Annotated in this window: 14 protein-coding genes; 5 read left to right on the forward strand and 9 right to left on the reverse strand. The window is 73.1% G+C overall.

Features of this window, described 5'->3' with window-relative positions; translation table 11 throughout:
• Positions 1–219: 219 nt before the first annotated feature.
• The 9 genes from AC07AB_RS22310 to rsmI all read right to left on the reverse strand — a co-directional run bounded on the left by AC07AB_RS22310 (position 220) and on the right by rsmI (position 11,980).
• A complete protein-coding gene (locus AC07AB_RS22310; RefSeq protein WP_478569554.1) occupies positions 220–2,115 on the reverse strand; it encodes a hypothetical protein in 1,896 nt (631 codons plus the stop codon).
• Between the two features lie 422 nt (positions 2,116–2,537).
• Positions 2,538–4,334: an ABC-F family ATP-binding cassette domain-containing protein gene (locus AC07AB_RS22315; RefSeq protein ID WP_478569643.1), complete on the reverse strand. Its 1,797-nt coding sequence runs from the start codon at positions 4,332–4,334 to the stop codon at positions 2,538–2,540.
• Positions 4,335–4,466: 132 nt separating this feature from the next.
• Positions 4,467–5,852 (reverse strand): acyltransferase family protein, encoded by a 1,386-nt coding sequence (locus tag AC07AB_RS22320; RefSeq protein WP_478569556.1) that lies wholly within the window; start codon positions 5,850–5,852, stop codon positions 4,467–4,469.
• Positions 5,853–5,939: 87 nt separating this feature from the next.
• The gene (locus tag AC07AB_RS22325; protein WP_478569558.1) at positions 5,940–6,914 is read right to left on the reverse strand and encodes a 4-(cytidine 5'-diphospho)-2-C-methyl-D-erythritol kinase; all 975 of its coding nucleotides are present in this window, start codon (positions 6,912–6,914) and stop codon (positions 5,940–5,942) included.
• A complete protein-coding gene (gene rsmA, locus AC07AB_RS22330; RefSeq protein ID WP_478569560.1) occupies positions 6,911–7,861 on the reverse strand; it encodes a 16S rRNA (adenine(1518)-N(6)/adenine(1519)-N(6))-dimethyltransferase RsmA in 951 nt (316 codons plus the stop codon). Before rsmA ends, AC07AB_RS22325 begins: the two co-directional genes overlap by 4 nt.
• A complete protein-coding gene (locus tag AC07AB_RS22335) occupies positions 7,858–9,321 on the reverse strand; it encodes a ubiquitin-like domain-containing protein (RefSeq protein ID WP_478569562.1) in 1,464 nt (487 codons plus the stop codon). Before AC07AB_RS22335 ends, rsmA begins: the two co-directional genes overlap by 4 nt.
• Before the next feature lie 109 nt (positions 9,322–9,430).
• The gene (locus tag AC07AB_RS22340; RefSeq protein ID WP_478569564.1) at positions 9,431–10,366 is read right to left on the reverse strand and encodes a TatD family hydrolase; all 936 of its coding nucleotides are present in this window, start codon (positions 10,364–10,366) and stop codon (positions 9,431–9,433) included.
• Positions 10,367–10,418: 52 nt separating this feature from the next.
• Complete coding sequence (locus AC07AB_RS22345) at positions 10,419–10,907, reverse strand: hypothetical protein (protein WP_478569566.1); 489 nt, start codon at positions 10,905–10,907, stop codon at positions 10,419–10,421.
• A 161-nt stretch (positions 10,908–11,068) separates the two neighbouring features.
• Positions 11,069–11,980, reverse strand: a complete 912-nt coding sequence (rsmI, locus tag AC07AB_RS22350; protein ID WP_478569568.1) for a 16S rRNA (cytidine(1402)-2'-O)-methyltransferase — start codon at positions 11,978–11,980, stop codon at positions 11,069–11,071.
• A gap of 191 nt (positions 11,981–12,171) precedes the next feature.
• On the opposite strand from rsmI, the gene AC07AB_RS22355 reads away from it, so the two are divergent.
• The 5 genes from AC07AB_RS22355 (at position 12,172) to AC07AB_RS22375 (ending at position 18,228) form a co-directional block, all read left to right on the forward strand.
• Entirely contained in the window at positions 12,172–13,938 is a 1,767-nt protein-coding gene (locus AC07AB_RS22355) for a dolichyl-phosphate-mannose--protein mannosyltransferase (protein ID WP_478569570.1), read from the forward strand.
• 117 nt (positions 13,939–14,055) lie between these two features.
• Positions 14,056–15,669, forward strand: a complete 1,614-nt coding sequence (locus AC07AB_RS22360) for a penicillin-binding transpeptidase domain-containing protein (RefSeq protein WP_478569572.1) — start codon at positions 14,056–14,058, stop codon at positions 15,667–15,669.
• A 138-nt stretch (positions 15,670–15,807) separates the two neighbouring features.
• On the forward strand, positions 15,808–16,293 hold the full coding sequence (locus tag AC07AB_RS22365) for a YbaK/EbsC family protein (protein ID WP_478569574.1): 486 nt from the start codon (positions 15,808–15,810) through the stop codon (positions 16,291–16,293).
• Positions 16,290–17,135 carry an EamA family transporter gene (locus AC07AB_RS22370; RefSeq protein ID WP_478569576.1) on the forward strand — a complete coding sequence of 282 codons (846 nt, stop codon included), beginning with the start codon at positions 16,290–16,292 and terminating at the stop codon, positions 17,133–17,135. The genes AC07AB_RS22365 and AC07AB_RS22370 overlap by 4 nt, the downstream gene beginning before the upstream one ends.
• A gap of 193 nt (positions 17,136–17,328) precedes the next feature.
• Positions 17,329–18,228: a LysR family transcriptional regulator gene (locus AC07AB_RS22375; protein ID WP_478569578.1), complete on the forward strand. Its 900-nt coding sequence runs from the start codon at positions 17,329–17,331 to the stop codon at positions 18,226–18,228.
• The last annotated feature ends 119 nt before the right edge of the window (positions 18,229–18,347 follow it).

The raw sequence follows: 18,347 nt of genomic DNA on the forward strand, positions 1-18,347 counted from the left end.
CCTGAGCCCCTTGCTCCCGGAAGCTACACGCTCGTTCGCCATCGCGCGCCCCTTACCGGCGAGAAGTCCCCCGGAATGCCGAAATCCCGCCTAATCGCGCGTAGTTCGGGCTCGGCGCGGAACGTTCCAGCACGTCCGCGGCCCCGTCCGTACGGTACGTACGAGCGGGGCCGCGGTCCGAGCGCGCGCCGGGGCTCCGGCCGCCGGGCCGGCCGCCGGTCAGCTGCCGCCGAAGATCAGCAACGTGTACTTCTTGCCGCTGAGCGAGGAACGGGGCTTGTCGGCGTAGTGATTGCCGAGGAAGAGCCGCCCCTGAGCGTACAGACCTTCCTGGTAGTCCGGCGAGAGCGCGTTCTCCACCTCGTGCGAGGACGCCGGGTTCTTCAACAGCACGTCCTTCCCGTACGTCTTGGGGTCGATGCGCACCACCGAGCCGCCCGCCTCGTACGTCGGGGTCTGGTAGGCGATGACGTGGCCGTCCTCGTCCATCGACAGCGGCAGCAGGAGGGAGCCGGCCTTGCCCTCGGTCTTGCCCTTGGACTGCCCGCTGGCCAGGTCGAAGCCGACGACCTCGTTGACCTGGCCCGTGACCGTGGACTTGCCGCTCTGGTGCTCCTTGGTCGGCAGGTACAGGGTGTCCTTGCCGACCGCGAGCTTGACGCAGCCCTCGACGTTCGTGGAGTCGCACTTCGGCGTGTACACACCGCTCTGCGTCGAGATCTTGCTGCGCATCCGGCCGGTCTTCGCGCTGTCGTCGACGGCCATGAAGTCGGATACGCCGCTGCCCGCGGAGCCGGCGGCGTCGAGGCCGACGACCAGCGGGTCGGTGGCGGCGATGTGCACGTACTCGATGCCGGTGGGCACCTTGAAGGCCGACTTCACCGCGCCCGTCGCCGGGTTCAGCGTCTGGACCTCCAGGGACGGCCGGTTGTACGCGCCGCAGCGGCGCACCGCGACCAGCTTGCCGCCGCCCGCGTAGCCGCTGTCCTTGCAGGAGTCGCCGCTCTTGGGCTTCCACAGCTCCTTGCCGCCGTCGAGCTCCCAGGCGGCGCCGCCGGCGGTGCCGCCCGCGGCGACGGTGCCGCCGCCGACGGTGACCTCGTCGAAGCGGATGTCCTCGTCACCGGACTTGGCGGTGTGCTGCCAGAGCTTCTTGCCGGCGTTGAGGTCGATCGCGGCGACCTGGTTGCAGCTGGGGTACTTGTCCTTGGCGGTGGGCTTGGCGTTCTTGAAGAGCACCGCGGTCTTGCCGTCGGCCGTGGTCTGCGCGGAGGCCCAGCAGACCTCCCCGTCGAGCGCGACCTCCCACTTCTGGCCGCCCGAGAGCCCGTAGCCGACCAGTTTGTAGGCGTCGGACTTGACGACGTACTTGTCGGTCGCCCAGAGGCCCTTGGTCGTGACGAGGTCGGGGACGTGCGCCTGTTCCTTGCCGAAGAGCAGCTTGCCCTCGACGGTCTTGGACTTCGCGTCCTTCTTGTCGCCGCCGCCCTCGCCGGGCGCGGCCGCGCGCTTCTCGTCCTTCTTGTCGTCGCCGCCCTTCGTGGCGAACCAGACGCCGCCGCCGACGGCGAGGGCGAGCACGACGACCGCGCTGACGATGACGGTCATGCGCTGCTTGGACTTCCCGCCGCCGCCCGGCGCCCCGCCGGGGAACTGGCCGGGCGGCGGGTAGGCGCCGTACTGCTGCTGGCCGTACGGCCCGGGCTGCCCGTACGGTCCGGGCTGCTGCTGCTGCTGCCCGTACGGTCCCGGCTGCTGCTGCCCGTACGGTCCCGGCTGCTGCTGCCCGTACGGTCCGGGCTGCCCCGGCTGCGGGCCCGCGCCGTACGGCTGGGTCGGGAAGTCCTGCGGACCCGGCCCAGCCGGGTAGCCGTAGCCCCCGGGCGGCGGGGGCGGCGGCTGGGGAGCACCCGGCGGATTCCCCGGGGGCGGCGGCGTTCGCGGAGCCCCGGGCGGATTCCCCGGCGGTGGCGGCGGCGCCTGCGGATAGCCGTAACCGGGCTGTCCCTGCGGCGGCTGCGGCGGCTGGGCGGGCGGATAGCCGTACGAGGGCTCCTGCGGCGCACCGAAGCCGCCCTTCGGCGGCTCGTTCGGCGGCGGGGGCGGCTGTGACATCAGCTTTCCTCTTTACGCGGGCCCGCAGCACCGACTGGTCTCCCCCGCACTCCCGGTGGCCGGATATCGACTGAATATCCACCGGGAAGGAGCGAATCGGGCGCGGAACCCGCCAGTCGATGACAGACGAGCGGACATTCTTTCTACCACCCGCCACCGACATCACAAGGCCCGGCCAAGGCCCCCTCCCTCACCTGAGACCGGCCCGTGACAGGACTGTTGTGCCGCCGCCCGGACCCGGCGGGCCGCGCCGTTCCGGCCGGTTCCACCGAATGTTTTGCGACACCGCCGACGGCTACGGGCTGTACGAACGGTGTGCCCGCCGAGGCGGGGCGGCGCACTGTGTCGCCCACGCGCACCACATGGTGCACGGCCCCGCCGGGCAGGGGCTCCTCGGACATCGGTCCGCGCCGCCCGCCCCGCTACGCGTCCTCGGCCATCTCCAGCCAGCGCATCTCCAGGTCGTCGCGCTCCGAGGCCAGTTCGCGCAGTTCGGCGTCGAGTTTGGCCACCTTCTCGAAGTCCGTGGCGTGGTCGGCGATCTGGGTGTGCAGCTTGGTTTCGGAGTCGCTGATGCGGTCGAGGCGGCGCTCGATCTTCTGGAGCTCCTTCTTGGCGGCGCGGGCGTCCCCGGCGGGCTTCTGCTTGGCCGGCGCCGGGGCGACGGCGGGGGTCTGCGCCTCGATGACGCGCTGCCGCCGCTCCAGGTACTCGTCGAGGCCGCGCGGCAGCATGCGCAGGGTCGCGTCGCCCAGGAGGGCGAAGACGCGGTCGGTGGTGCGCTCGATGAAGTACCGGTCGTGGCTGATGACGATCATCGAGCCGGGCCAGCCGTCGAGCAGGTCCTCCAGCTGCGTCAGGGTCTCGATGTCGAGGTCGTTGGTCGGTTCGTCGAGGAAGAGGACGTTGGGTTCGTCCATCAGCAGCCGCAGGATCTGCAGGCGGCGGCGCTCACCGCCGGACAGGTCGCCCACGGGCGTCCACTGCCGCTCCTTCGTGAAGCCGAACTTCTCGCACAGCTGCCCGGCCGTCATCTCCCGGCCCTTGCCGAGGTCGACGCGGTCGCGGACCTGCTGCACGGCCTCCAGCACCCGCTTGGCGGGGTCGAGTTCCACGACTTCCTGGGAGAGGTAGGCCAGCTTCACCGTCTTGCCGACCGCGATTTTGCCGGCCGCGGGCTGGGTGTCGCCGTCCGTGCGGGCGGCCTGTTCGAGGGCGCGGAGCAGCGAGGTCTTGCCCGCGCCGTTGACGCCGACCAGGCCGACCCGGTCGCCGGGGCCGAGTTGCCAGGTGAGGTGCTTGATCAGCGTCTTCGGACCGGCCTGTACGGTCACGTCCTCCAGGTCGAAGACGGTCTTGCCGAGCCGGTTGCTGGCGAACTTCATCAGCTCGGCGTTGTCGCGCGGCGGCGGCACGTCGGCGATCAGCTCGTTGGCCGCCTCGATGCGGAAGCGCGGCTTGCTGGTGCGGGCCGGGGCGCCGCGGCGCAGCCAGGCCAGCTCCTTGCGCATCAGGTTCTGCCGCTTGACCTCCTCCGTCGCGGCGATCCGCTCGCGCTCGGCGCGGGCGAAGACGTAGTCGGAGTAGCCGCCCTCGTACTCGTACACGTCGCCGCGCTGGACGTCCCACATGCGGGTGGCCACCTGGTCCAGGAACCAGCGGTCGTGGGTGACGACGACGAGCGCGGAGCGGCGCGCCCGCAGGTGGTTGGCCAGCCAGGAGATGCCCTCGACGTCGAGGTGGTTGGTGGGCTCGTCCAGGACGATCAGGTCCTGTTCGGCGATCAGCAGCTTGGCCAGCGCGATGCGGCGGCGCTCGCCGCCGGACAGCGGGCCGATGACGGTGTCCAGGCCCTGGCCGAAGCCGGGCAGGTCCAGCCCGCCGAACAGGCCGGTCAGCACGTCGCGGATCTTGGCGTTGCCCGCCCACTCGTGGTCGGCGAGGTCGCCGATCACCTCGTGCCGGACGGTGGCCGCCGGGTCGAGCGAGTCGTGCTGGGTGAGCACGCCGAGGCGCAGGTCGCCGGTCTGCGTGACGCGGCCGGTGTCGGGGGTCTCCAGCTTCGCGAGGATGCGGATGAGGGTGGTCTTGCCGTCGCCGTTGCGGCCGACCACGCCGATCCGGTCGCCCTCGCTGACGCCGAGGGAGACGCCGTCGAGCAGCGCACGCGTGCCGTACACCTTGCCGACGGCTTCCAGATTGACCAGGTTGGCTGCCACTGCCATCTCACTCCTGCTGCTCGAATCGACCGGGCTTCCCAGCGTAATCGCCCGCGCCGACGGTGCCCGACCGCCCTTGGGGTGGACCGCGGCGCCCGGCCGTCCGCCGGTGGACCGCGGCCCGGCCGCCGGTCAGCGGCGTCGCGTCCGCGCCGGGCCGCTGACCGCCTCGACCAGGAACCAGCCCACGACGGCCGCCAGGACCGCCATCGGCGCGGAGACGCGCACGGCGACCAGCAGGGCCGTGCGGCCCTCCAGGAGGCCGCCGAAGCCGACCATGGACAGGCCCAGGACGCCGAACAGGCACAGCGTGACGCCGAGCGCGGCCACCGGGCCGGAGGCCGGGCGCGGCTCGGCCGGGCCGCGGGCGGCGGACGGCCGCTCGAACCGCCGGAAGGCCGCGACGAGCAGCGCCGTCACGGCGGCGGCGGCCGCGATCCGCGGGGGGACCTGTGCCCACCACGGTCCGGTCGCGGGGCCGGGCAGCGGTACGCGCAGGGCGAGCAGGGCCCCGTACACGCCGAGCATCGCGGTGAGGTGCCACAGGAACGCCGTCATCGCGATGCCGTTGGCGGCGACCACGCCGCGCCATACGCGGGGGCGGGCCAGCAGCCGTCCGGCCGGGGCGCGCAGCAGCTCGACCGCGCCGACGAGCCACAGTCCGTGGCAGAGCAGCGCGAGGGTCGGCGGGGACATGTTGCTGATCTTCTCGCCGGGCATCCCGACCATGGACAGCGGGTACGGGCCGGCGGCGACGAGTGTGACGGCGCCCGCGAGGCCGGTGAGGGCCAGCGCCGCCGGTGCGCGGAGGCCGCGGGCCGCGAGGCGGCCGTCGGCGCGCAGGAAGCCGAGTTGGTGGACGGCGAGCCAGACGAAGGCGAAGTTGAGGAACTCCACGTACGGCACGTCGAGGGCGAAGCGCAGGGCGTCGACGGCGGCGGCCGCCGCGACGAGGGCGGCGAACGCGCCCCAGCCGTAGCGTTCGTGGAGGCGCAGCAGGGGCGGGGTGAAGGCGACCATCGCCAGGTAGATGCCGATGAACCACAGCGGCTGCGCGACGAGCCGGGCGGCCATGCCGGTCAGTGAGCCGTCCGCGCCCAGGAGTTGGACGGTCAGCGCGCCCGCTCCCCAGATGCCGATGAAGACCATGGTGGGACGCAGCAGCCGCTGGAGCCGGGCCCGCAGGAAGGCGGCGTAGAGGGAGCCGCCGGGTTCGCCGCGGCGGGCGAGGGACCGGTAGGACAGGGCGTGCGAGAAGCCGCCGACGAAGAAGAAGACGGGCATGATCTGGAGGAGCCAGGTCAGGGGCTGGAGGGCCGGTTCGACGGCGAGGAGGTTGCCGACGCGCGCCTCGCCGTCCCCGTCGACGGTCACGGTGGCCATCAGCCAGTGGCCGAGCACGACCGTGCCGAGCGAGGCGACGCGGAGCAGGTCGATGTAGCGGTCGCGGCCGCTGGGCGTGGCCTCGGCGAGTTCGCGTACGCCCGTACGTGCCGCGGCCGGTCGTCGTGGTCTCATACGGGCACGATGGCGCGGCGGGCGGGCCGTACGGCACGGTGCCGGTACTCAAGTCCTTTGAGTACCGGTACTCATCGCGCCCCGGGGTCAGCCGGTGGAGAGCACGGTGGCGCCCGGGGCCGGGCCGGTGGCGACGCGCGCCGTGCGGCAGGTGCCGGAGGCGAGGAGGGCGTCGGCGACGGTACGGGCGGTGGCCGCGTCCTCGGTCAGGAACGCGGTGGTCGGCCCGGAGCCGGAGACGAGCGCGGCCAGGGCGCCGGCGGCGGTGCCCGCGGCGAGGGTCGCGGTGAGGGAGGGGCGCAGGGAGACGGCGGCGGGCTGGAGGTCGTTGCTCACGGCCGCCGCCAGGGCGGCCGGGTCGCCGCCGCGGAGGGCTTCGAGGAGGGCGGCGGACGGTTCGGGGTCGGCGGCGATGTCCGCCGTGGTCGCGCCCGTGCCGGACGCTTCGCGGAGCCGGTCGCACTCGCCGTAGACGGCCGGGGTGGAGAGGCCGCCGTCGGCGACCGCGAAGACCCAGTGGAAGACGCCGCCGACGTCGAGGGGGGTGAGGAGCTCGCCCCGGCCCCGGCCGAGGGCCGCGCCGCCGAGGAGGCTGAACGGCACGTCGCTGCCCAACTCGGCGCAGATGCCGAGGAGTTCGGAGCGGTCGGCGCGGGTGTCCCACAGGGCGTCGCAGGCGGCGAGGGCGCCCGCGGCGTCCGCGCTGCCGCCGGCCATGCCGCCGGCGACGGGGATGTCCTTGGCGATGTGGATGTGGACGTCCGGCTCGCGCCCGTACCGGCGGGCGAGGGCGGTCGCGGCGCGTGCGGCCAGGTTGGTGGCGTCCAGCGGCACGTGGTGGGTGTCGGGTCCGGAGCAGGTGACGTACAGGGCGTCGGCGGGTGTGACGGTGATCTCGTCGTAGAGGCCGACGGCCAGGAAGACGTTGGCCAGCCCGTGGAACCCGTCGGGCCTGCGCCCGCCCACGGCGAGCTGCACGTTGACCTTGGCGGGGACGCGCACGGTGACACCGCCGGTGCCGATGCCGACGGCGGGGACGGCGGGGAGGCCGGGGGTGCTCATCGGTCGCCCTCCGGGTCGGCGTCGGCCGCGGCTTCGTACGTCCTGCTGCCCGCCCACGCGTCGCCGCCCTCGCCGGGGACCTTGTGTTCGGCGATGGCGATGAATTCCTCGACGGTGAGGGATTCGCCGCGCGCCTGCGGGGAGACGCCCGCGGCGACCAGCGCCGCCTCGGCCGCGGCGGCGGAGCCGGCCCAGCCGGACAGGGCGGCGCGCAGGGTCTTGCGGCGCTGGGCGAAGGCGGCGTCGACGACGGCGAAGACGTCCCGCTTGGCGGCGGTGGTCTTGATGGGCTCGGCGCGGCGGACCAGCGAGACGAGGCCGGAGTCGACGTTCGGGGCGGGCCAGAAGACGCTGCGGCCGATGGAGCCGGCGCGCTTGACGTCGGCGTACCAGGCGGCCTTCACGGACGGCACGCCGTACACCTTGGAGCCGGGGCGCGCGGCGAGCCGGTCGGCGACCTCGGCCTGGACCATGACGAGGGTCCGCTCGATGGTCGGGAACGTCGCGAGCATGTGCAGCAGCACCGGCACCGCGACGTTGTACGGGAGGTTGGCGACCAGCGCGGTCGGCGCGGGGCCGGGCAGCTCGGTGACGCGCATCGCGTCGGAGTGGACCAGCTCGAAGCGGTCGGCGCGCTCGGGGAGCCGGGCGGCGACCGTCGCGGGCAGCGCCGCGGCCAGCACGTCGTCGATCTCGACGGCGGTGACCCGGTCGGCGGCCTCCAGCAGGGCCAGGGTCAGTGACCCGAGCCCGGGTCCGACCTCGACGACGACGTCGTCGGGCCCGACATCGGCGGTCCGGACGATCCGGCGGACGGTGTTGGCGTCGATGACGAAGTTCTGGCCTCGCTGCTTCGTCGGGCGTACGCCGAGCGCGGCGGCCAGGTCGCGGATGTCGGCGGGGCCCAGGAGGGGGCCGGGATCGTCTGTGGTGGGGCTGGAGCTCACCCGTGAAGCTTACGGCCGCAGACGGGCCACGGACTCGCCCCCCGGCTGATGTACAGCTTCTTGGCCCGGGAGGTCTGCTCCTCGGCCGGTGCGTCCTGCGGCCGTCCGCTGCCGCCGAGCGAGTGCCAGGTCCGGGTGTCGAACTGGTAGAGCCCCCCGTATGTGCCGGAGGCGTCCACGGCGTCGGGCCGCCCGCCCGCCTCGCACTGGGCGAGCCCGTCCCAGTCGAGGCCGTCGGCCCCGGTGGGCTTGGGCTTGGTGCCGACCCGCACGATCTGGGCGCGCGGCGATTCGACGGTCTCCGTCCGGAGCTTCTTCGGCCTCTGCCGGACGCCGTTGACGGTCCGCAGTCCGTACGTGACGCGCCGTACGCCTTGCCGGCCGGCCGTCTCGACGGTCTCGGTGCCCTTGAAGAGCGTCGGGTCCTCCCGCCGCTCGGTGTGGAACGGGATGGGCTCCTCGCGCGCCTCCTCGCCGCCGGTGATGCGCATGACGGAGATGGTCTGGCCCTCGCGGGGGAAGCTCTCGGGGGCCACGGAGGTGGAGTCCTGGCCGCTCAGGGTGATGCCGGCCGCCTCGACGGCCTCGCGGACGGTCGCCGCGTTGGTGGCGACGGTGTGCTCGCGGCCGTCGGCCATGAAGGTGACGGTGCGCTCGGTGCGTACGGCCAGGTCGAGGCCGGTACGGGCGATGGCCCGCGAACCGTCGACGGAGAGGTGGGCGCCCTCGGCGCGCACGCCGAGCTGGCGCAGCGCCCCGGCGACGGTGCGGGCGGTGGTCCAGACGCGGCGGCGCTCGCCGTCGAGGTCGAGGGTCAGGGGGCGGCCGTAGCGGATGGTGACCTCGTCGCCGGTGGCGAGTCCGTGGTCGCGGCCGGGCGCGATGACGTCGTGGGCACCGATGGGCACGCCTTCGTCGGCGAGGAGTTCGTCGACGTCGTCGGCGAAGGTGTGCAGGGTGCGGGGGGTGCCGTCGACGTCGAGCCGTACGGCCTTGTCGCTGGCGACGAAGGCGGAGGTGCCGCCCGCCAGGAAGGCGACGACGAGGGCGCGGGGGACGAGGCGGAGCAGCCCCGCGGGGCGTTCCGCCGGGCGCTTGCGGCGGGCGGCGCGGCGCGCGGCGGCCCGGCCGCCGCCCGGCTCGGGGCGGACCGGCTCGGCGGCGGCGGGTTCGGCGGCGGCGGGTTCGGCGGCGGGTTCGTAGGGGCCGAGGTCGCGGGGGTGGCTCGCGGGCCCTTCCCGCGCTTCCGCGTCGCCGGGGCCGGCGTACCCGTGGAGCTCGTCGCACCGCTCCGGCCATTCCGGCCAGTCCGGCCGTTCCCGCCACTCCGGCCATTCCGGCTCGTACGGAATCTGCTCCGGCTCGTACGGAATCTGCCGGGGCAGATACGGGTCGGCCGGGCGGGCGGGGGCCTCGGCGCCGCGGTACGCGGCTCGGTGGCTGCCCTGTGCTTGACTCACGCGACGCTCCACTGGGTCCGACCGCTGGTCCGGCTCCAGGCCCGGCTCGAAGGCCCGGCTCTGGCCGGGAATCTAGCGGAGCGCCGCGTCACTCTACAAAGGCGACTGGTCACACAGTGTGGCGCGGCGGCTCCGGGTAGCCGAAGGCGCGGGCGGTGTTCCGCGCCACGGCCGCGGCCAGCTCGTCCTCGTGGACGCCCTTGACGTCCGCCATGGCACGGAGCGTGACGGGGATGAGGTACGGCGCGTTCGGCCGCCCCCGGTAGGGCATCGGGGTGAGGAACGGCGCGTCCGTCTCGACCAGGATCAGCTCCCGCGGGGCGACGGCGAGGGCGTCGCGCAGCGGCTGGGCGTTCTTGAAGGTGACGTTTCCGGCGAAGGACATGTAGTACCCGGCGCCGGCGCAGACCTTGGCCATCTCGGCGTCGCCGGAGTAGCAGTGGAAGACGACGGTTTCGGGGGCGCCTTCCTCGTCGAGGACGCGCAGCACGTCGTCGTGCGCCTCGCGGTCGTGGATGACGAGGGCCTTGCCGTGGCGCTTGGCGATGTCGATGTGGCGGCGGAAGGAACGTTCCTGGGCGGCCATGCCGTCGGGTCCGGTGCGGAAGTGGTCGAGGCCGGTCTCGCCGACGCCGCGCACATGCGGGAGGGCGGCCAGCCGGTCGATCTCGGCGAGGGCGGCGTCCAGGGCCGCGTCGCCGCCCGCCGACCGGGCGCCCTGGCGGGACCAGCCGTCGGGGTCGCCGAGGACGATGCGGGGCGCCTCGTTGGGGTGCAGCGCCACGGTCGCGTGGACGTTCTCGTGGGCGGCGGCCGTCTCGGCGGCCCAGCGGGATCCGGCCAGGTCGCACCCCACCTGGACGACGGTCGTCACGCCGACGGACGCGGCCTTGGCCAGGGCTTCCTCGACGGTGCCCCGCTGCATGTCCAGATGGGTGTGCGAGTCGGCGACGGGCACGTCGAGGGGGGCCGGGAGCGGCGGTGGGACGTCCTGATCCTTGCGGTCGCCGCTCTGCCTGCCGCTCTTCGATGCTGTTGCCGCCATGACCGCGATTCTATGATCTCCCGGCCGGGGACCTGCCCGGCCGGGGCGGGGCTCACTTCCGGTGGTGGAAGGGCTTCAGCAGGTCGGCGAGGTGCCAGTGGTGGTCCCCGGTGTGCCGCGGGGGCTCGGCGGGGCGCTCGCGGCCGTCGAGCCCGTCGCCTCCGCCCGGTCCGCCGCGGGTCGGCGCCTCGGCGCCGGTGGCCGCCGCCGGAACGGCGGCCGGCGTGGAGTGCGGGGGGCGGTGCAGGGCCTCGGTGACCATGGAGACCCGGCCGGAACCCATGATGCGCACGACGTGCGCGCCGCAGTTCATGCAGGTCGGGGTGGTCAGCGGGGACGGGACCCGGGTGCCGTCCGCGTAGTAGACGACGAAGGCCCGCCCGTGGGTGTCCACGTGGTGCTCTATCTCGTAACTCTGCTCCCAGCCGTGCCCGCACTTCATGCACGCGAAGGCGTACGCCTCGTGCGCGTTCTCATCGGATGCGAGCCTCGGGTGGGCAATCGGGTGGACACCACTTGAGGTTCCTGCGATCTCGCTCATGGCAGCTCCTCTTGTCCGTAGACAAGTCTCTCCGGGAACGGACGTCCCACCTCCAGAGAACGCCTTTCCCGGCGACGGCGCGACAGCCCTTCTGCGTATTGGGACAAATTTGGCTACTTGATATCGCAAGCGCCCGGCTGCCATGCCTAAGCTTTAGGTTTTCACGAGAGTCCTTTGCCCGCCGGTGGGGCCTGGCGCGCGGCGTTCTTCGCCGCGACGACCGCGTCGAACACCTCCCGTTTCGGCAGCCCCGCCTCGGCCGCCACGGCGGCGATGGCCTCCTTGCGCCGCTCCCCCGCCTCTTCCCGTACGAGCACCCGCTGGACCAGCTCGGCGGGGTCCAGGTGCTGCGGTCCGGTGGCCGGGGCGCCCTCCACGACGACGGTGATCTCGCCGCGTACGCCCTCGGCGGCCCACTCGGCCAGCTCCGCCAGCGGGCCACGCTTGACCTCCTCGTACGTCTTGGTCAGCTCGCGGCAGACGGCGGCGCGGCGGTCCGCGCCGAAGACCTCGGACATGGCGGCGAGGGTGTCGTCGAGCCGGTGCGGGGCCTCGAAGTAGACCAGGGTGCGGCGCTCGTCGGCGACCTCGCGGAGCTTGCCGAGCCGCTCGCCGGCCTTGCGGGGCAGGAAGCCCTCGAAGCAGAACCGGTCGACGGGCAGCCCGGAGACGGCGAGCGCGGTCAGCACGGCGGACGGGCCCGGGACGGCGGTGACCTTGACGCCGCGCTCGACGGCGGCGGCGACGAGGCGGTAGCCGGGGTCCGAGACGGACGGCATCCCCGCGTCGGTGACCAGCAGCACCCGCGCGCCGCCGGACAGCGCCTCGACCAGTTCGGGCGTACGGGCCGACTCGTTGCCCTCGAAGTAGGAGACGACGCGCCCGGTGGTGTGCACGCCGAGCGCCTGGGTGAGGCGGCGCAGCCGCCGGGTGTCCTCGGCGGCGATCACGTCGGCGGCGGCCAGTTCGGTGGCCAGCCGGGGCGGGGCGTCGGCGACGTCGCCGATGGGGGTGCCGGCGAGGACGAGCACGGCGGGGGCGCTGGAGGGGGTCTCAGTGGATGCGGCAGTCACGGGCCCATCCTCGCAGGGGCGGGCGGCTCGCCCGGCACGGCGAGCGCGGCGCGCGGCGCGGGCCCGGGGCGCGGACGGCCCGGGGCGCCGGGCCCGTCGTGACCTCCCGGCGCGGTGCGGGCGCCCGCCGTCCCACGCCGAGCCGTGCGCCGCCCCGAGACTCGCACAGATGAGTTCCCTACGATGGCGCGGTGACCAGTGACACCGCGACGCACGCCCAGCAGGGCCAGGCCGCCGACGATCAGCAGCCGAACTGGCGGCGGGGGCTGCGCCGGTTCGGCTACGCGGGCCGGCCGCGGACGGACCTGCGGGACCGGCTCGTACCGCCGTTCCCCGAGCCCGGGGTGCGGCTGTGGGCCGCGCTCGGCGTCGGTCCCGGGGCCGCGCTGCGGCTGGCGCGCTGCACGGGCTGGGGCGGTCCGCTGCTCGTCACGCTCTTCGCGGGGCTGCTGCGCTTCTGGCACCTGGGGTCGCCGCGCGCGGTGATATTCGACGAGACGTACTACGCGAAGGACGCCTGGTCGCTGTGGAAGTACGGGTTCGAGGCGTCCTGGTCGAAGGACGCCAATGACCAGCTTCTCCACACGCCGCAGCACATCCCGGTCAGCGAGGCGGCGGCGTATGTGGTGCATCCGCCGGTCGGCAAGTGGGTCATCGGCCTCGGTGAGCAGCTCTTCGGGCTGACGCCGTTCGGCTGGCGGTGCATGGTGGCGCTGCTGGGGACGGCGTGCGTGCTGATGCTGTGCCGGATCGGGCGGCGGCTGCTGCGCTCCACGTTCCTGGGGTGCCTGGCGGGCACGCTGATGGCGGTGGACGGGCTGGCGTTCGTGATGAGCCGCACCTCGCTGCTCGACTCGGTGCTGGTCTTCTTCGTGCTGGCGGCCTTCGGCTGCGTGCTGATCGACCGCGACCGGACCCGGGCGCGGATCGCGGCGGCCCTGCCGGTCGGCCCGGACGGGCTGGCCCGTCCGGACGCCGACGTCGGCGACGGGCTGAAGCTGGGGTGGCGGCCGTGGCGGCTGGCGGCGGGGCTCTGTCTGGGCCTGGCGTGCGCGACGAAGTGGAACGGCGCGATCTATCTGGCGGCGTTCGGTCTGATGGTGGTGGTGTGGGACGTGGGCTCGCGCCGGCTGGCGGGGGCCTACCGCCCGTACCGCTCGGCGCTGCGGCGTGACGTGCCGTGGGCGTTCCTGTCCACGGTGGTCGTCTCCGTCTGCGTCTACCTGGCGTCGTGGACCGGCTGGTTCGCTAAGAGCGGTACGTACAGCAAGGCGGCGGGCTGGCAGCACAGCGGCTACTTCAGGCACTGGGCGGAGACGGAGGGCGGCCACAGCCCGGACGGCTTCCTGGCCGGGGTGCTCAACCCGCTGCGCAGCCTGTGGCACTACGAGGCGGAGGTCTGGAAGTTCAACACCGGCCTCACGTCGCCCCACACGTACCAGTCCAACCCGTGGAGCTGGCTGATCCAGGGCCGCCCGGTCTCGTACTTCTACGAGTCCCCCAAGCCCGGTCAGGACGGCTGCCCCAAGGACGCGGTGGGCAAGTGCGCCCGCGAGGTGCTGGCCCTGGGCACTCCGCTGCTGTGGTGGGCGGCGTGCTTCGCGCTGCTGTATCTGCTCTACCGCTGGGCCTTCAAGCGGGACTGGCGGGCGGGCGCGATCCTGTGCGCGGTCGCGGCGGGCTATCTGCCGTGGTTCAACTACCAGGAACGGACCATCTTCCTGTTCTACGCGGTGGTCTTCCTGCCCTTCCTGTGTCTGGCCCTGGCGATGATGATCGGGGCGATGCTGGGGCCGCCGGGGTCGTCCGAGAGACGGCGGGTGGCGGGCGCGGTGGGCGCGGGCGCGCTGGTCCTGCTCATCGTGTGGAACTTCGTCTATTTCTTCCCGATCTATACGGGGCAGGCGATTCCGCTGGACGCGTGGCGGAATCGGATGTGGTTCGACAGCTGGATCTGAGCTCCCCGGAGCCGGTGGAACCGGCTCACCCCACGCGCCTCTCACGTCGCGTAGAGTGCGCGCGTCAGGTTTTAATCACATGATTAAAACTGCTGGGGGCCTGAGGGGGGCTGGGACATGCGCACTGGCGTCAAGATCGCGGTCGGCGGGACGATCGCCGCGGTCGTCGGGGTGGCCGGGTACGGCGCCTACAACGTGATCGAGGGGGCTACGGGCAGCCGGACGGCCGCGCACAGCGAGCCGGCGGCCGACCGTACGGGGCCGCCCACCGCGGACGAGATCGACAAGGCCGCCAAGGGCTTCCTCGACGCGTGGGCGGCCGGCGACCCGGAGAAGGCGGCGGACTTCACGGACAACGCGGGGGCCGCCGTGGCCGCGCTCACCGGGTACCGCGAGGACGCCCATGTGAAGAAGGTGTCCTTCAAGCCGGGCACGGCCGCCGGCTCGAAGGTGCCGTTCGCGGTGACCGCCGAGGTCTCCTCCGGCGAGCATCACGCCACGTGGACGTACGACTCCGCCCTCACCGTGCACCGCGGGAAGAACAGCGGGCGGGCGCTCGTCGACTGGAAGCCCGCCGTGCTCCACCCGAAGCTGCAGCGCGGCCAGCACCTGACGGCCGGCGACTCCCACCCGCAGATCACCGCCGTCGACCGGCACGGCAAGGAGATGAACGACAAGGACTATCCGTCGCTCGTCGCCGTGCTGCCCCAGCTGCGCCAGAAGTTCGGGGACAAGGCGGGCGGCGAGGCCGGGCTGGAGGTGGCGATCGAGCCGGACGGCCAGCACACCCCCGGTCCGACCCTCTTCACGGTCTCCAAGGGGAAGCCCGGCAAGCTCCGGACCACCCTCGACGCCGCCGCCCAGCGGGCCGCCGAGAAGGCGGTGAAGAAGCAGAGCGACGCCTCCGTGGTCGCGGTGCAGCCGAGCACCGGCGGGATCCTGGCGATCGCCAACTCCAAGAAGACCGCGTTCAACCCGGCGCTGATGGGGCAGACCGCACCCGGCTCGACGATGAAGGTCATCACGGCGGCGACCCTCCTGGAGCAGGGCAAGGCGTCGCCGGGCAAGGCGCTGCCCTGTCCGAAGTACCAGACGTACGGGATGAAGTTCCACAACGTGGAGGGCGCCGAGAACCCCGGCGCGACCTTCGCCCAGGACTTCGCCGCCTCCTGCAACACCGCCTTCATCTCGCTCGCCAAGGACATCCCGGACGGCGCGGTGCCGGGCGTCGCGAAGGACGTCTTCGGCATCGGGCTGGACTGGAAGACCGGGCTGTCGACCTTCGACGGCAGCGTGCCGAGCGACACCGGCGCGGGCAAGGCCGCCGCGATGATCGGGCAGGGCCGGGTGCAGATGAACCCGCTCAACATGGCCTCCGTCGCCGCCACCGCCCGTACCGGTTCCTTCCACCAGCCGTACGTCGTGGCGCCCTCGGTCGACGACCGCGAGCTCGCCAAGGCCGCCCGGTCGCTGCCCGGCCCGGTCGCGAAGGACCTGCGGGCGATGATGAAGCTGACCGCGACCCAGGGCACGGGGCAGGGCGCGATGGCGGGGCTCGGCTCGGACGTCGGGGCCAAGACCGGCTCCGCCGAGGTCGACAACCAGACCAGGTCCAATGGGTGGTTCACCGCCTACCGGGGCGATGTGGCGGCCGCCGCCGTCGTCCCCAAGGGCGGGCACGGCGGGGACTCGGCCGGGCCGATCGTCGCGGCCGTGCTGCGCGCCGGGTGACGCGGGGAGGGCTCTCCGTACGCCGCGGAAGGTGAACCGCGGCGGATATCCGGGCGCCCTCCGCGCCCCCTCCGGGCGCCCTCCGAGTGACGGAAACGACCTCGCGTGGCCCCTACGACCAGCGCTAGCGTCGGGGGCATGAGCACACCTGACACCGCCCACCCCCGATTCGCCGAGGCCCTGCGTGAGCTGGGCCTCGATGTCGAGGTCCGCCGCTTCCCCGACGCCACCCGCACCGCCGTCGAGGCCGCCGCCGCGGTCGGCTGCGAGCTCGGCCAGATTGTCAAGTCCCTCGTCTTCGAGGCGGACGGGCAGCCGGTGCTGGTGCTCGTGGACGGCTCCTCCCGGGTCGATGTCGAGCTGGTACGGGCGGAGTTGGGCGCGGAGCGGGTCCGGCGCGCCGGCGCCGATCTGGTACGGGAGACCACCGGGTACGCGATCGGCGGCGTGCCGCCCTTCGGCCACCGCACCCGCACCCGGGTGCTCGCCGACCGCGGGCTGCTCCGCCACGAGGTGGTGTGGGCCGCGGCCGGCACCCCGCACACCGTCTTCCCGCTCGCCCCCCGGTCGCTGGTCGAGCACGCGGGCGGGGATCTCGTGGACGTGCGCGAGCGCACCGCATGACGCCGCTCATAGCGACGGCGGTGCTCATCGCCGCCATCACGCACGCCAGTTGGAACGCCATCGCCCACGGCATCAAGGACCAGCTGATCGCCTTCACGCTGGTGGGCGGCGGCGGGGCGGTCATCGGCGCCGTGCTGGCCTTCTTCACGCCGCTGCCCGCGTCCGGGGCGTGGCCGTACCTGCTCGGCTCCGCGGTGCTGCACGTCGTCTACCAGGCGCTGCTGATGCGCTCCTTCTCGCTCGGCGACTTCGGTCAGATGTACCCGATAGCGCGCGGCACCGCCCCGCTGGTGGTCACCGTGCTCGCGGCGGTCTTCGTCGGGGAGCTGCCGGACGGCTGGCAGACGGCGGGGGTCGTGGTGGCCTCGGCCGGTCTGGTGGGCGTCGCGCTGTGGGGCATCCGCGGCTCGCGCCCGCACTGGGCGGCGATCGTCGCCGCCGTCGCCACCGGCCTGGCCATCGCCTCGTACACGGTCGTCGACGGCCTCGGCGTACGGGCCTCCGGCAGCTCGCTCGGCTACATCGCCTGGCTGATGATCCTGGAGGGGATCGCCATCCCCGCGTACGCCCTCGCGTCGCGGCGCGGCGCGCTGGCGGGGCAGTTGCGTCCGTACGCGGTGCGCGGGCTGACCGGCGGGCTGCTGTCGGTCTTCGCGTACGGGCTGGTGCTGTGGGCCCAGACGCGGGCCGAGCTGGCGCCGATCGCCGCGCTGCGGGAGTCGTCGATCATCGTGGGCGCGGCCATCGGCGCGCTCTTCTTCAAGGAGCGGTTCGGCGCGCCCCGGATCGCGGCGGCGGGGCTGATGGTCGTGGGCATCGGGCTGATGCTGCACGCCAGTTGAGTCCAGCGCCCGATACGGCCCGGTCAGGCCGTACGCCTGCCAGAATCCCCCCACCACTCGAAAAAGTGACGCGTATCACATATCGCTTCGAGGCAACTCGCCACCCCGTGGGCGAATTGCCGGGGTTGCAGTAGTTCACTTCAGGACATGCCGTGTGCATGATCCCGGTGAAGGTTTCGGGCCAGGGGGTGCGATGGAATTCCGTCAGCTGATCACGTTTCAACGAGTGGCGTCGTTAATGAGCTTCACGCGCGCCGCCGAGGAGTTGAGCTACGCCCAGTCGAGCGTGACGAGCCAGATCCGCGCGCTGGAGACGTCGTTGGACGTCGAACTGTTCGACCGGCTGGGGGGCCGGATCAGGCTGACGGAGGCGGGTGAGCGGCTGCTGGAGTACGCGGAGCAGATCCTCGCCCTCGCCGACGAGGCCCGCTCGGACATCGCCGGCCGCGACGGGCCGGCGGGCACACTGGTGATCGGCACGATGGAGAGCATCACCTCCTACCGCATGCCGCCGCTGCTGGAGCTCTTCCACCACCGCTACCCCCGGCTCCAGCTCTCGCTGCGGCCCAGCCTCTGCGCGGAGACCTGCCACGCGCTGCGCCAGGGCACCTTCGACGTCGGCTTCCTCATGGAGGCCGAGACCGAACGGCCGGGCCTGGAGACGATGACGCTGGCGGAGGAGCCGCTGGTGCTGGTGGCCGCCCCAGGCCACCCGATGACGGCGATGCGCGAACTGTCCCTGGACGACCTGCGGGGCGCCTCGGTGGTGGCGACGGAGGCCGGCTGCGCCTACCGCGACCTGTTCGAGCGGGAGCTGAAGGGCGCCGAGACCTCCTCGTTCCTGGAGTTCGGCACCATCGAGGCGATCAAGCGCGGGGTGATGGCCGGGCTCGGCGTCTCCCTGCTCCCGAAGATCACGGTGGCCGGCGAACTCGCACGCGGGGAGATGGCGGTGCTGCCCTGGCAGCCGCCGTTCAAGGTCTTCACCCAGCTGGCCTGGCGGCGGGGGAAACGGCTGTCGCGCGAGATGAAGCTGTTCATCGACCAGACCGCCCGCCTCATCAAGGAAGAGCCGTCCGCGACGGCCTGCTGACTCGGGTGACGGCGCCCGGGGGGGGGGTGTCGGGGGGGCCGCCGGCCGGAGGGGGATAGAAAAAAACTCTGCCCCACGGATCTGGTCCCCCCCACCATAGTCTGGCGCTCGAGGGAGAA

Source organism: Streptomyces sp. NPDC044033, assembly GCF_056434425.1.

Bases quoted from the DNA above. Each gene is read 5' to 3' on its own strand.
- AC07AB_RS22370 (WP_478569576.1), top strand. From the start codon at position 16,290: ATGACGCCGCTCATAGCGACGGCGGTGCTCATCGCCGCCATCACGCAC.
- AC07AB_RS22360 (WP_478569572.1), top strand. From the start codon at position 14,056: ATGCGCACTGGCGTCAAGATCGCGGTCGGCGGGACGATCGCCGCGGTC.
- AC07AB_RS22340 (WP_478569564.1), bottom strand. From the start codon at position 10,366: ATGGCGGCAACAGCATCGAAGAGCGGCAGGCAGAGCGGCGACCGCAAG.
- AC07AB_RS22325 (WP_478569558.1), bottom strand. From the start codon at position 6,914: ATGAGCACCCCCGGCCTCCCCGCCGTCCCCGCCGTCGGCATCGGCACC.
- AC07AB_RS22365 (WP_478569574.1), top strand. From the start codon at position 15,808: ATGAGCACACCTGACACCGCCCACCCCCGATTCGCCGAGGCCCTGCGT.
- AC07AB_RS22345 (WP_478569566.1), bottom strand. From the start codon at position 10,907: ATGAGCGAGATCGCAGGAACCTCAAGTGGTGTCCACCCGATTGCCCAC.
- AC07AB_RS22310 (WP_478569554.1), bottom strand. From the start codon at position 2,115: ATGTCACAGCCGCCCCCGCCGCCGAACGAGCCGCCGAAGGGCGGCTTC.
- AC07AB_RS22320 (WP_478569556.1), bottom strand. From the start codon at position 5,852: ATGAGACCACGACGACCGGCCGCGGCACGTACGGGCGTACGCGAACTC.
- AC07AB_RS22375 (WP_478569578.1), top strand. From the start codon at position 17,329: ATGGAATTCCGTCAGCTGATCACGTTTCAACGAGTGGCGTCGTTAATG.